The 12526-nt window shown below is 36.5% G+C and carries 12 protein-coding genes; 11 read left to right on the forward strand and 1 reads right to left on the reverse strand.

The genetic code is table 11. The features are described 5' to 3' along the window. Positions 1–3: 3 nt before the first annotated feature. Positions 4–447 carry an ABC transporter permease gene (locus KIK00_RS13650; protein WP_079243425.1) on the forward strand — a complete coding sequence of 148 codons (444 nt, stop codon included), beginning with the start codon at positions 4–6 and terminating at the stop codon, positions 445–447. Positions 448–849: 402 nt separating this feature from the next. Here KIK00_RS13650 and KIK00_RS13655 read toward each other — a convergent pair whose 3' ends face one another. Further along, positions 850–3762 carry a pitrilysin family protein gene (locus KIK00_RS13655; protein WP_255812928.1) on the reverse strand — a complete coding sequence of 971 codons (2913 nt, stop codon included), beginning with the start codon at positions 3760–3762 and terminating at the stop codon, positions 850–852. A gap of 359 nt (positions 3763–4121) precedes the next feature. On the opposite strand from KIK00_RS13655, the gene KIK00_RS13660 reads away from it, so the two are divergent. The 10 genes from KIK00_RS13660 (at position 4122) to KIK00_RS13705 (ending at position 12503) form a co-directional block, all read left to right on the forward strand. Further along, a complete protein-coding gene (locus KIK00_RS13660) occupies positions 4122–4526 on the forward strand; it encodes a hypothetical protein (RefSeq protein WP_255812929.1) in 405 nt (134 codons plus the stop codon). 59 nt (positions 4527–4585) lie between these two features. Then, complete coding sequence (locus tag KIK00_RS13665) at positions 4586–5581, forward strand: BtrH N-terminal domain-containing protein (RefSeq protein ID WP_255812930.1); 996 nt, start codon at positions 4586–4588, stop codon at positions 5579–5581. Position 5582: 1 nt separating this feature from the next. Further along, positions 5583–6341: an ABC transporter ATP-binding protein gene (locus KIK00_RS13670; RefSeq protein WP_255812931.1), complete on the forward strand. Its 759-nt coding sequence runs from the start codon at positions 5583–5585 to the stop codon at positions 6339–6341. Next, positions 6328–7596: an ABC transporter permease gene (locus KIK00_RS13675; protein WP_255812932.1), complete on the forward strand. Its 1269-nt coding sequence runs from the start codon at positions 6328–6330 to the stop codon at positions 7594–7596. The genes KIK00_RS13670 and KIK00_RS13675 overlap by 14 nt, the downstream gene beginning before the upstream one ends. Positions 7597–7672: 76 nt before the next feature. Beyond that, a complete protein-coding gene (locus KIK00_RS13680; protein ID WP_255812933.1) occupies positions 7673–8101 on the forward strand; it encodes a thioesterase family protein in 429 nt (142 codons plus the stop codon). Then, positions 8098–9255 (forward strand): beta-ketoacyl synthase N-terminal-like domain-containing protein, encoded by a 1158-nt coding sequence (locus tag KIK00_RS13685; RefSeq protein ID WP_255812934.1) that lies wholly within the window; start codon positions 8098–8100, stop codon positions 9253–9255. Before KIK00_RS13680 ends, KIK00_RS13685 begins: the two co-directional genes overlap by 4 nt. A gap of 10 nt (positions 9256–9265) precedes the next feature. Beyond that, positions 9266–9805: a 3-oxoacyl-ACP synthase gene (locus KIK00_RS13690; RefSeq protein ID WP_255812935.1), complete on the forward strand. Its 540-nt coding sequence runs from the start codon at positions 9266–9268 to the stop codon at positions 9803–9805. 99 nt (positions 9806–9904) lie between these two features. After that, complete coding sequence (locus tag KIK00_RS13695) at positions 9905–10162, forward strand: phosphopantetheine-binding protein (protein WP_034692439.1); 258 nt, start codon at positions 9905–9907, stop codon at positions 10160–10162. An 83-nt stretch (positions 10163–10245) separates the two neighbouring features. Next, positions 10246–11445 (forward strand): beta-ketoacyl synthase, encoded by a 1200-nt coding sequence (locus tag KIK00_RS13700; RefSeq protein WP_255812937.1) that lies wholly within the window; start codon positions 10246–10248, stop codon positions 11443–11445. Next, entirely contained in the window at positions 11442–12503 is a 1062-nt protein-coding gene (locus KIK00_RS13705) for a beta-ketoacyl synthase N-terminal-like domain-containing protein (RefSeq protein WP_255812938.1), read from the forward strand. Before KIK00_RS13700 ends, KIK00_RS13705 begins: the two co-directional genes overlap by 4 nt. The last annotated feature ends 23 nt before the right edge of the window (positions 12504–12526 follow it).

Genomic DNA, 12526 nt, shown 5'->3' on the forward strand with positions numbered 1-12526 from the left:
GAAATGGAAATAAAGGAAGAGAATATCATCAATATACACAACTTTTTACCGCATCGCGAACCGATGCTTATGGCAGACTATATTCTGGAACTGACCAAAGAAAAAGTAGTGACTTCCTTTGAAATAAAAGAAGATAACATATTTGTTCACAACAATGAGTTTGCTGAAGCCGGATTAATTGAAAATCTGGCACAAACCTGCTCTTCTATTCTTGGACAAAGCTTCTTTGAAAATCCTGAAGCAGATACAAAAGTAATCGGGTTTATTACCAATATCAAGAAAATTGAAATATTTGCCCTTCCAAAAGTAAATGACAAAATCATTTCCAAAGCCTCACTTATCTCACAGTTTGAGAACATCTGCCACATCTTCTGTGAAACTTTTAATAATGATGAGTTATTGATCAGAGCGGAAATCAACCTGTTTATTCAGGAAGTAAAATCATAAAGATCAATTCAACATAGAATAGAAAAGCTGTACGTTTTGTACAGCTTTTTTTGTTGTTAACCATTTTATATTCTCTAATAGATCAGTGAAAATTTGTGCAATCCATTTGTGCCTTTGTGATTACAATTAAGTTTTAGCTAAAGTCCACTCCCATTTAAATGATTACAAAATCTTTACAATAAAAAATATTTATTTTTTATTTATTTTCAAATTAATCAGATCCACGATAATACAACTGATAACCAAACTGATACAAATAAAGAACCTCATCATACAATGAATTATTTCACGTGAAACATTGGGAAAATCCGTGAAACCCTGATCATCAGAGAGAAACAGTTTTAAACAATAAAAAAGCGGAACATTTCTGTCCCGCTTTTATCATTATTTTTAACAAAAGGATTAATACCCGAAGATCTCTTCAAGAGATACTTCATTAAATTCTCCCATTTTGTTGATAGATTCCATATTCAGGTTTTCTTTCTTACCAATGATGGCGGTATTGTATTGTACAGGCTTCACCTCAGTATTATAGAATCCTGTAAGCTGTGGCAATGTCAATCCCTGAATTTCAGCGTAAACATCTTTTCTAAGATCATAGTCAACCCCTAATTTTTTCAAGGCTAACTGATTGAAGAAAATATTCGTTCTGTTGATTCTGTTGGAAGCGATCTGTTTTAACGCAGAACCTCTTGCATTTTCAAACTGAGCAGGGATTTGTGGTAAAGATACCATCAGATCATTCATAGCATTTACAGCTAAAGGAAGCTTGTTTGACTGTGTTCCGATATAGTTCGTCACATAGTTTGCTTTACCTTTTTCCGAAGCATTAGCATAAGAAACATAAGCTGTATAAGCCAATGATTTACTTTCCCTGATTTCCTGGAAAACGATAGAAGATAGTCCTCTTCCGAAGTATTCATTGAAAACATTTGCTTTCCCGAAATTACCAAGGTTTACTGTATTGGCTTTTGCTACTTTAGACATTTCCATTTGTACCATATCATAATTCGTAAAGTATACCTTTCCTTCAGCAGCCGGTTCAGCATATTCTTTTGCCTGTGATGGCTGAAGGCTTGTATTGATGATAAAAGGCTTCACAGCTTTTTCCAAACCTGCCTGATCCTGCCCGTAAAGAAGCACCTGATAAGGATATTGGTTCAGCGTTTTCACTTTCTTCATTAATTCTACAGCATCAATGCTCTCAAGACGTTCTTTGGAAACAATGTCCGTCATTCTGGAATTTTTACCATATTTAGCATAGTTTGAAAGAGCAGCCATAATTCTCACTTTATCTTTCTTAGCTGCAGCTCTTGATTCCAGGATTGTTTTTACCGTTTGAGCATAAATCGCTTTATCAGCTTTTACATTCGTCATCCAGTGGTTCATCAGCTCTGCACCTTTCTTCATATTGCTTTCAAGACCACTTAATGTAATGATCATCTGATCGTTAGAAGTTCTCAGACTGTAGCTGATTCCCAACTTATAAAATTCTTCTTTCAGCTGTTCCGGAGTATATTTATCCGTTCCAAGATATTCAAAAAGAGTTCCTGCAATAGAAAGTTCTTTATCATTATCTGTTCCGAAAGGGAAAATATAGCTTATCTGAGCGATCTCATTATACTTGTTCTTCACAAAGCTTACCGTCTTATCTTTGATTTTTGAAGTCTGAATAGCTGTTTTAAAATCAATAAATTCAGGCTTGATTTCCGGTACTTTTGTATTCAGAATGTCTTTAAGGAAAGGAGACTGAGCTTCTCTGTTCAGCTTAATAGGTGTAATTCCCGGATTCTGTACACGGACAAGCTTGTCATTCACGCCTTTTTCTTTATAAATAACAACATAATTGTCTTTATAGAAATCGTTGGCAAACTTCACTACATCAGCTTTTGTGATCTTGTCATACTGATTGATCTCATCCAGCTCCTGCTCCCACGTTCTTACGTTGATATAAGAATCATACAATTCGGTAGCTAATCCGTCAGCAGTTTCCCAGCTTTTCATACGCTGAACTTTTTTATCATTTACGATAGCTTTCAGCATCCAGTCCGGGAACTGTCCTTTTTTCACAAGGTCAAGCTGATCCATCAGAAGTTTTTTAGCTTCATCAAAGCTTTGTCCTTCTTTAGGAGTTACTACCAATCCAAATGTACCATACATTTTGTAAGGAGACTCATATGCTCCTGCTCCAAGAGTTTTTTGCTTTTGGTTGATATTAAGGTCAATTAATCCCGCATCTCCTCTGTTGCTTAAGATTTCAGATACTACATCTGCTAATCTTGCTTCCTGCGTTCCATAAGAATCTGTTCTCCATGCAATCGTCATTCTTGGCGTAGTAGGGCTTTTTACAGTTCTTGTAACAATGCTGGTCATTGGCTCTTCAGTAACCATCTTTTTCATTGGAAGTTCTTTGTACTTGAATGCACCAAAATACTGATCAACTAATTTTATAGTTTTATCATAATCCAGATCTCCAACCAATACTACAGCCATATTGTTAGGCACATAGTACGTATCAAAATACCTGTGGATTGCTTCCATAGAAGGGCTCTTCAAATGTTCTGAAGTACCTATTGTTGTCTGTTGTCCGTTCGGATGTTTTGGGAAAAGGGCCTGCATCAATGAATAGAATACAAGACGGCTGTCATTATCCTGCGCTCTGTTGTATTCTTCATATACCGCTTCAAGCTCTGTATGGAAAAGACGTAATACCAACTCTGAAAAACGTTCTTTCTCCACTCTTAACCATTTTTCTAATTCGTTAGAAGGGATATTGTTTTTATAAACCGTTTCATCCAGCGATGTATGAGCATTCGTTCCTGTAGCTCCTAACGAAGAAATAGCTTTATCATATTCATTAGCAATGGCATATTTGGAGGCTTCCTGGGAAACTTCATCAATTTTTTTATAAAGTTCTTTCTTTTTTTCAGGATCTTTTTCTGCTTTATGCTGTTCATAAAGGTCAGAAATCTGCTGTAGTAAAACTTTTTCTTTTGCCCAGTCCTGAGTTCCCAGATGTGAGGTTCCTTTGAAAACCATATGCTCCAGGTAGTGAGCTAATCCTGTGTTGTCACTTGGGTCGTTATTAGATCCTGTTCTTACAGGAATGTAAGTCTGAATTCTCGGGGCATCATCATTTTTTGCCAGATAAACCTTTAAACCGTTTTTCAGTGTATATACACGTACACCGGCCTGATCGTTCTTTACAGTTTCATAAGCGTACCCTTGAGCGTCTGTGAGCTTTTGGGTCTCAAATTTCTGTGCCATTGCGCTGATCATACAGAAAAGCGAAACAGAAATAAAAAACTTTTTCATAGTAGTTATTTAATAATTATTTTTCAATCCAAATTTCAAAACATTAGTCTTATTTATACAGACACTTGTTACAAGAGAACCGTTACAAGTGGAAATAATAAATCTTATGAGATTAGTTAAAGATTATTTTATATTTGATTAGTTAAAGACTTCTGTCCAAATGGGGGAAAATAAAAATCTTGTTATTATGATTTCGGAGATTTATTGATGATACAACCTCTATTCCACTACAATAACTCCCTCAGATTTAATATGATTTACATATAATGTATTTTCACTATTTTAGCCACCTGATTAAAAGAATCAAAACCAGGTGAACATTATCTCATCTGGAATCTAAAAAAATGAACATTATTTAGATGAAAAAACAAGACCTGCCTCAAGACGAAAGTAACCTGAAATCCGCCAACATGACAGAAGTTCTGTATGTGACGGATGAGAACGACAACTACACGACAGCAAACAGTACGGGCTGGGATGCCAAGAAAGCTGCTCTGGACGAATCTATGGAACTTATTCATGAGAGAATTGAGGAAGCAAAACAAAATGTTGCCAATAATACGGTAAGTCCCATTGTTTATTTCATGGAACTGAACAAAATGGATCTGGGTGTACTTGCTTCTTATGTAGGCATGTGGCAATGGAGGGTAAAAAGGCATTTTAAACCAAAAACATTCAAAACACTAAGCGAAAATGCACTGAAAAAATATGCCGATGCATTCGGAATTTCAGTGGATGAATTAAAAAACTTCAACGGAAAATAAATGAAATGAGGCAATATAAAGCCTGTTCCATTTGACCAATGAAAAGATACAATCAGCAAATGAAATTAAACTTTGAACACCATCAGACTGCGCATTGCGAAAACGGTGTTGCTTCTAATCTACTGCTTAATAAGGGACTGAAACTAAGCGAGCCTATGATCTTCGGGATCGGTTCCGGGCTGTTTTTTGTCTATCTTCCCTTTTTAAAGGTGAATTTTGCTCCGGGCTTCAGCTATCGTCCGATGCCGGGTGCTATTTTCAGTAAAGCAGCCAAAAGATTAGGAATTAAAATCAAAAGAGAAAAATTCTCAAACCCTAAAGACGCCCAAAAAGCTCTTGAAAGAAATCTGGAACAAAATATCCCTACTGGACTTCAGGTGGGAGTTTTCAACCTTACCTATTTCCCTGAAGAATATAAATTCCACTTCAATGCCCACAACCTTGTGGTCTATGGAAAAGAAGACGGAAAATTCCTTATCAGTGACCCGGTAATGGATTATACAACCTCCCTTTCTGAAGCGGAACTGGAAAAAGTAAGATATGCAAAAGGAGCACTTCCTCCAAAAGGACATATGTATTACCCTATTTATGTTCCTGAAAATGTGAACCTAGAAGAAGCCATCAAAAAAGGAATTAAAGATACCTGCAAAAATATGCTGGCGCCTGTACCGCTTATCGGAGTTAAGGCCATGAGATGGGTAGCCAAAAGCATCCCAAAATGGGCCGAAAAGAAGGGAACAAAAGTAACTAACCATTATTTGGGACAGCTGATTAGAATGCAGGAAGAAATCGGGACCGGAGGCGGAGGGTTCAGATTTATTTATGGTGCATTTCTTCAGGAAGCGGCTGTCATTCTTAAAAATGATGAGCTTAAGGAATTATCAAAAGAAATTACTTCTATTGGTGACCTTTGGAGAGATTTTGCTGTAGATATTGCCCGTGTTTATAAAAACAGAAACTCAAAAAGCAATATCTATAACGAACTTTCAAAAACAATGCTGCACATTGCAGATTTGGAAGAAGCTTTCTATAAAAAACTGAGAAAAGCGATCTGATATGGCAGAAAATATGATTGAGATCAAAAACTTATATAAGAAATACAAAAATTCTGATGAGTTTTCTGTAAATGATATCTCTTTGAATATCAGCAAAAATGAAATTTATGGAATTCTCGGACCTAACGGAGCTGGAAAAACGACTTTGATTTCTATGCTTTCAGGACTGATAAAACCTACTTCAGGACAATTTATGATCAATGGTCTATCTCCACATTCAGATGGATTCAAAATAAGACAGATTATCGGAATTGTTCCACAGGAATATGCGTTATATCCAACACTTACCGCTAAGGAAAACCTTATGTTTTTTGGAAGTCTGTATGGCTTAAAGCACAACCATCTTAAAAAAGTGATTGATGAATCTCTGGAAATCATGGGGCTTTCAAAATTTGCCAACAAACAGGTAGGACAATTTTCAGGAGGAATGAAACGCCGCTGCAATCTCATCGCCGGAACTCTTCACAATCCTAAAGTTTTATTCCTGGATGAACCAACTGTAGGTGTTGATGTTCAATCTAAAAAAGCAATTATTGACTACCTTCTGGATTTAAATAAACAGGGAACCTGTATTATTTATACATCTCACCACCTGTCAGAAGCTGAAGAATTCTGCACAAAAATTGCCATTATTGACCATGGAAAAATTCATGCAGTAGGAACACCTGAAGAACTGGTGAACAGAGTAGCAAGCGCTGAAAACCTTGAAGATGTTTTCATTTCATTAACCGGAAAAGAACTAAGAGATGTTGTTGTATAAACTGTGGAGAAGTTTTATTAAGGAAATTCTTCTGCTGAAAAGAGATATCGGAGGTATTGTCATCATCTTTGTGATGCCGCTGCTTCTGATTGTAACGATTACCCTTATTCAGGATTCTACCTTTAAAAATCTTGAAGGATCAAAGATTCCGATTATTTTTATTGATCAGGATAAATCTGAAGTTTCAAAAAACATAAAGGCAGAGCTTGAAAACAGCAAAACCTTCCAGCTGCTGACCAATTTCAATGAAAAATCCGCTCAGGATGCTGTTTTCTCTGGAGATTATCAGATGGCGATTGTCATTCCGGAAAATTTAACGAAAGATTTAAATTCCAATATTGATTCTAAAGTTCAGACCATTGTAAGTTCATTTGGACTGGAAGGGGATTCTGCAAAAGTAAAAACAGAAGCTCCTAAAACGAAAGAAATTCACTTATACTTTGATCCTGCCACCAATGCAGGGTTCAAAAACTCCGTGATGAACTCTGTCAATAAAATGGTTTTTGAGATTGAAAATAAAAAGATCTATAAAGCATTCCAGGATCAGCTGGGAACTACTGAGAATCTTGACGAAAATAAAAACCTAATCAGCTTTAAAGAAATCACGCCCAAGAAAGGAAAAATGGATGTAATGCCGAATTCTGTTCAGCACAACGTTCCTGCATGGACTCTTTTTGCCATCTTCTTTATTGTAGTTCCTTTATCTATTAATCTGGTAAAAGAAAAAAGCCAGGGAACGAGTGTAAGAGCAAGAATAAGCCCTACACCCTATTTTGTACATATTTTAGGAAAAACATTTACCTACCTTATCATCTGTATCATTCAGTTTTTACTGATGGTTGCCGTAGGAATTTATCTTTTCCCTTATATGGACCTTCCGGCTTTTGATGTATCCGGAAAAATGTTCCAGCTTGTGACAGTAACACTTTTTGCAGGTTTGGCAGCTATTGGATTTGGAGTTTTATTGGGAACTATTGCCAATACACAAGAGCAGTCTGCCCCATTTGGAGCAACTTCTGTTGTGGTTTTGGCAGCTATCGGCGGAATCTGGGTTCCTGTATTTTTAATGCCGGAGTTCATGCAGACCGTGGCAAAATTCTCTCCTATGAACTGGGGACTGAATGCCTATTATGATATTATTTTAAGAAATAGCGGAATTGGCGGAATTGCCAAAGAATTGATTTTACTTTTCCTTTTCTATATTGCCACCGTAGCCATTTCTATTTTTTACGAAAGAAAACTCCAAAATATTTAATTTATTTTTATGTCAAATATTACCAGGAGTTTCCTGAAGTCCAAACAAAACAATAAAAATTCCGGAAGAAAACAAAATGCAGTCTAAAGAAAATATATTAACCTGTACTGAAGAAGTAAGAGTACGATTCAATGAGACAGATCCGCTGGGAATTGTCTGGCATGGGCATTATATCGTATATTTTGAAGACGGAAGAGAAGCTTTTGGCCGTGAGCATGGCCTCACTTACCTTGACATTCAGAATGCAGGATATGTGACGCCGATTGTAAAAAGTACCTGCGAACATTTTCTTCCTTTAAAATATGGGGAAACTTTCAGGATTGTTACGACTTATGTAAATTCAATATCTGCCAAACTGATATATAGATATGAAATCTTCAACAACGAAGATCAATTGGTATGCAGTGGTGAAACAATTCAGGTATTTCTGGACAGTAACGGAAGCTTATGCCTGTACAATCCAGAATTTTTTCAAAACTGGAAAGATAAAATGGGATTATCATGAAGAAGGAAATTTATATCACAGACTACAATTGTGTAACTCCGTTGGCCTTTAATGTTGACTCCAACTGGAACGCCCTTTTAGAAGGAAAATCAGGAGTTGCTTTACATAAAATTATAGACAATCAGGAAGCTTTTTATGCTTCCATGATTGATTCTCAAAAACTGGATGAAGAATTCAACAGATTCTTTACTCAGAATACTATTAATTTTACAAGACTGGAGAAGATGCTTCTTTTAAGCTTACAGCCTCTTACTGAAAAACATGCCCTATCAGAAGACACAGCTCTTATCCTTTCAACAACAAAAGGAAACATAAGTCTTTTAAAAAACCAATCTGAATTACCAGAAGGCGTTTATCTATCAAAATTAGCACAGAAAATAGCAGACTTCTTTGGATTCAAAACAAAGCCTATCGTTGTTTCCAATGCCTGTGTTTCGGGAGTAATGGCCATTTCTGTTGCCAAAAATATGATTCAGGCAGGAAGATATAAAGACGCCTTTATCATTGCAGGTGATGAACTTTCTGAATTTGTTATTTCAGGATTCAATTCATTTCAGGCAATAGGATCAGGACCATGTAAGCCTTATGATAAAAACAGGGACGGAATCAACATTGGTGAAGCCGCATCTGCTGTCTATATGACTAGCTGTCATTCTGACGAAGAAAGAATCTCAGAAAACGAAAAATTCAGATTTAAAGTTCTGGGAGATTCTGCCGTAAATGATGCCAACCACATTTCCGGACCTTCAAGAACAGGAGACGGTTTATATGCCAGTATCAGAAATGCAATGGCAGAAGCGAAGGTTTTTCCGGAACAAATCGATTTTATTTCTGCCCATGGAACGGCCACTTTATATAACGACGAAATGGAAGCTATTGCCTTCAACAGAATGGGTCTTCAGAATATTCCGCTCAACAGTATGAAAGGATATTATGGCCATTGCCTTGGTGCATCCGGACTTCTTGAAAGTATTATTTCTATGGAAAGTGCTCTTCACAGCACTCTGCTTCCTTCAAAGAATTTTGAAGAAATAGGAGTAACCCAGCCTTTGAATATCATCAAAGAAAATCAAACTGCTAATATTAAATATATTCTAAAAACCGCTTCAGGTTTCGGCGGATGTAATGCAGCTGTTGTGCTGGAAAAATGTTAAACTGAATGTGATGAAGAAAACAAGCACCTGTACCATAGAACATTCAAAAATAACCGTTAACGGAAATTTTATTTTTGAAAGTCAAAGCGAAATCTTTCAGGAATTTGCCAAAGAAGCTTATAAAAGCTTAGATGCCAGCTATCCTAAATTTCATAAAATGGATAATCTGAGCAAACTGGCTTTTCTTTCCGCTGAAACCATTTTGAAAGACGAAGATCACAGCAGAACAGCTATCGTTTTCGCCAACAAATCATCCAGCCTGGATACGGATTTCAAATATCAGGAAAGCATTAACGATCAGGATAATTTTTATCCGAGTCCGGCAGTTTTTGTCTATACTTTACCCAACATCTGTGTAGGAGAAATCAGCATTAAGCACAAAATGCAGACAGAAAATGCTTTTTTTGTTTTGGATGAATTTGACGAAAATTTTTTAAACAACTATTCTGAACAAATCCTTCTGTCCGGAAAAGCCGACAAAGTACTATGCGGCTGGGTAGAATTGTATCAGGAAAATTACAAAGCTTTTGTATATTTGCTCACATTATAATTTAACAATGTACCAATCTGATAATGTACCAATGCTAAAGGCAATAACAACTATTGGTAAACTGGTACATTGATATATTGTTACATTAAAATAATATTTATGGAAAACTTAAAAACAGAATTGAAACACAAAATTATTGAAGTTCTTAATCTTGAAGATGTATCTGTAGAAGAAATCAAAGATACTGATCCATTGTTCGGAGGAGGATTAGGATTAGATTCTATCGATGCTTTGGAGCTGATTGTTCTTCTTGATAAAGACTACGGAATAAAATTAGCTGATCCTAAAAAAGGAAAGGAAATTTTCCAATCTATTGACACGATGGCAAAATTCATCGAAGACAACAGAACAAAATAAATCAATATAACAATCTAACAGTGTAACAGTGTAGCAATTATCAATAATTGTTAGATTGATACATTGTTACATTATTTAATATAATGAGTCAAAAAATTGCCATAACAGGAATGGGCATCATTTCCTCCATCGGAAACAATGTGGAGGAAAATTTTATTTCATTGCAATCCGGAAAACATGGAATTTCAGATATTGAAATGTTTGAAACCCGCCATGCCGGAATCATTAAAACGGGTGAGATAAAATTATCCAATGAAGAACTTGTACAGAAACTTCAGTTAGATGAAGACAACAATGTGACAAGAACTTCTTTATTGGGAATGATGGCAGCAAAAGAAGCTGTAAAAAGTGCAGGAATTTCAGATATCAACAGCTGCAGAACCGGGCTGATCTCTTCTACCAGTGTAGGAGGAATGGATATTACTGAAAAATATTTCTACTCTTATGAAGACTTTCCTGAGAAGCAAAAATATATTGATGCCCATGATGCCGGAAATTCCTCATTGGTTATTGCCGATTATCTGGGATTAAAAGGTATGGTTTCTACCATCAGTACAGCCTGTTCATCGGCAGCCAATGCTATTATGATGGGTGCTAAGCTGATTAAAAACGGAGTTCTGGACCGTGTCATTGTCGGGGGAACAGATTCTCTTTCAAAATTTACTTTGAATGGTTTCAATACCCTCATGATTCTTACGGATTCTTACAACACTCCTTTTGACAACAACAGAAAAGGTCTGAATCTTGGGGAAGCAGCAGCCTTCTTAGTCCTTGAATCTGAAGAAATGATCAAAAAAGAAAACAAAAAAGTTCTGGCCTATCTTTCCGGATACGGAAATGCCAATGATGCGCACCATCAGACCGCTTCTTCAGAAAACGGACAGGGTGCATTTTTAGCGATGCGACAGGCCCTGAAAGTTTCCGGATTGGAAAAAGAAAATATAGATTATATCAACGTTCACGGAACGGCTACTCCCAACAATGATTTATCCGAAGGAATTGCCATGATAAGAATATTCGGAGAAAACCAGGTTCCTGAGTTCAGCTCTACAAAAGCCTTTACAGGACACACTTTGGCAGCAGCAGCAGGAATTGAAGCTGTATTTTCAATTTTAGCCATGCAAAACAGTGTTATCTTCCCGAACCTGAATTTTAAAACAAAAATGGAAGAGTTTGATCTTACTCCTGTTACTGAACTGAAAGAGAAAAGCATCAATCATGTGCTTTCCAACTCGTTCGGATTTGGAGGAAACTGTTCGACCTTAATTTTCTCTAAATCATGAGTGCAGTATACATCAACAGTGCATCCTGTATCTCCGTTCAGGACACTTTAAACGAAAATATCCTTCAGAACCTAACCCCTGAGAATTCTTCCAACATCATCAAAGCAATAGAACCTAATTACAAGGAATTCATTCCTCCTGCCATGATCAGAAGAATGTCCAAAACGGTAAAAATGAGTTCTGTAGCCTCACATTATGCTTTAAAAGAAGCTGGTATTGAACAACCGGATGCTATCATCGTAGGAACCGGAATGGGCTGTTCTCAGGATTCTGAAAAGTTCCTGAAAAATGTGATTGATAATCATGAAGAGTTCCTTACCCCCACCTTTTTTATCCAGTCTACCCACAACACGGTAGCAGGACAGATTGCTCTTGGATTACAATGCCATGCTTATAATTTCACTTACGTAAATACTTCTTCTTCACTGGAGTTTTCATTATTGGACGCTCAGCTTCAGATCAATGACGGAGAAGCAGAAAATGTTCTTGTAGGTTCTACAGATGAACAGACCCACAGAACAATGGAACTTTACTGTTTAAATAATACAATCAAAAAAGAAACTGAGCTTCCTGCTGATTATTTGAGATCTACTACCAATGGTGTAATCTGGGGTGAAGGCGCCAGCTTCTTTGTTGTAGGAAAAAATAAGACCGAAAATTCTTACGCAAAGCTTAAAAACATTAGTATCAGTAATAAAGTAGAGCTGAGTAAAGTTCAGGATTTTATCCAGAATTTTTTAACTCAAAACAATCTTTCAGCTCATGATATTGATGCTGTTATTTTAGGATTCAGTGGAGATGCAGATTCTGATGTTTATTATACCAAAGCTATGGATCTGTTTCCGGACTCATCTTTGCTTTATTACAAACATTTGAGCGGAGAGTTCAATACTGCCAGCGGTTTTTCAACATTTATGGCCTGTCATATCCTTAAGAAACAGCAGATCCCGGAAATCATGATGATCAATGCAAACAAAAAGGAAAGTGTGAAAAATGTACTTCTTTACAATCATCTCACGGGTAATGATCACAGCTTGGTATTATTGGAAAAAGCTTAATTGGCGAAAAGGTAATTTGCTTA

This window comes from Chryseobacterium sp. MA9, assembly GCF_024399315.1.
Classification (GTDB): domain Bacteria; phylum Bacteroidota; class Bacteroidia; order Flavobacteriales; family Weeksellaceae; genus Chryseobacterium.

Excerpts from the sequence above, each read along its gene's own strand:
- KIK00_RS13650 (WP_079243425.1), top strand. The coding sequence starts at position 4 with ATGGAAATAAAGGAAGAGAATATCATCAATATACACAACTTTTTACCG.
- KIK00_RS13655 (WP_255812928.1), bottom strand. The coding sequence starts at position 3,762 with ATGAAAAAGTTTTTTATTTCTGTTTCGCTTTTCTGTATGATCAGCGCA.
- KIK00_RS13660 (WP_255812929.1), top strand. The coding sequence starts at position 4,122 with ATGAAAAAACAAGACCTGCCTCAAGACGAAAGTAACCTGAAATCCGCC.
- KIK00_RS13665 (WP_255812930.1), top strand. The coding sequence starts at position 4,586 with ATGAAATTAAACTTTGAACACCATCAGACTGCGCATTGCGAAAACGGT.
- KIK00_RS13670 (WP_255812931.1), top strand. The coding sequence starts at position 5,583 with ATGGCAGAAAATATGATTGAGATCAAAAACTTATATAAGAAATACAAA.
- KIK00_RS13675 (WP_255812932.1), top strand. The coding sequence starts at position 6,328 with ATGTTGTTGTATAAACTGTGGAGAAGTTTTATTAAGGAAATTCTTCTG.
- KIK00_RS13680 (WP_255812933.1), top strand. The coding sequence starts at position 7,673 with ATGCAGTCTAAAGAAAATATATTAACCTGTACTGAAGAAGTAAGAGTA.
- KIK00_RS13685 (WP_255812934.1), top strand. The coding sequence starts at position 8,098 with ATGAAGAAGGAAATTTATATCACAGACTACAATTGTGTAACTCCGTTG.
- KIK00_RS13690 (WP_255812935.1), top strand. The coding sequence starts at position 9,266 with ATGAAGAAAACAAGCACCTGTACCATAGAACATTCAAAAATAACCGTT.
- KIK00_RS13695 (WP_034692439.1), top strand. The coding sequence starts at position 9,905 with ATGGAAAACTTAAAAACAGAATTGAAACACAAAATTATTGAAGTTCTT.
- KIK00_RS13700 (WP_255812937.1), top strand. The coding sequence starts at position 10,246 with ATGAGTCAAAAAATTGCCATAACAGGAATGGGCATCATTTCCTCCATC.
- KIK00_RS13705 (WP_255812938.1), top strand. The coding sequence starts at position 11,442 with ATGAGTGCAGTATACATCAACAGTGCATCCTGTATCTCCGTTCAGGAC.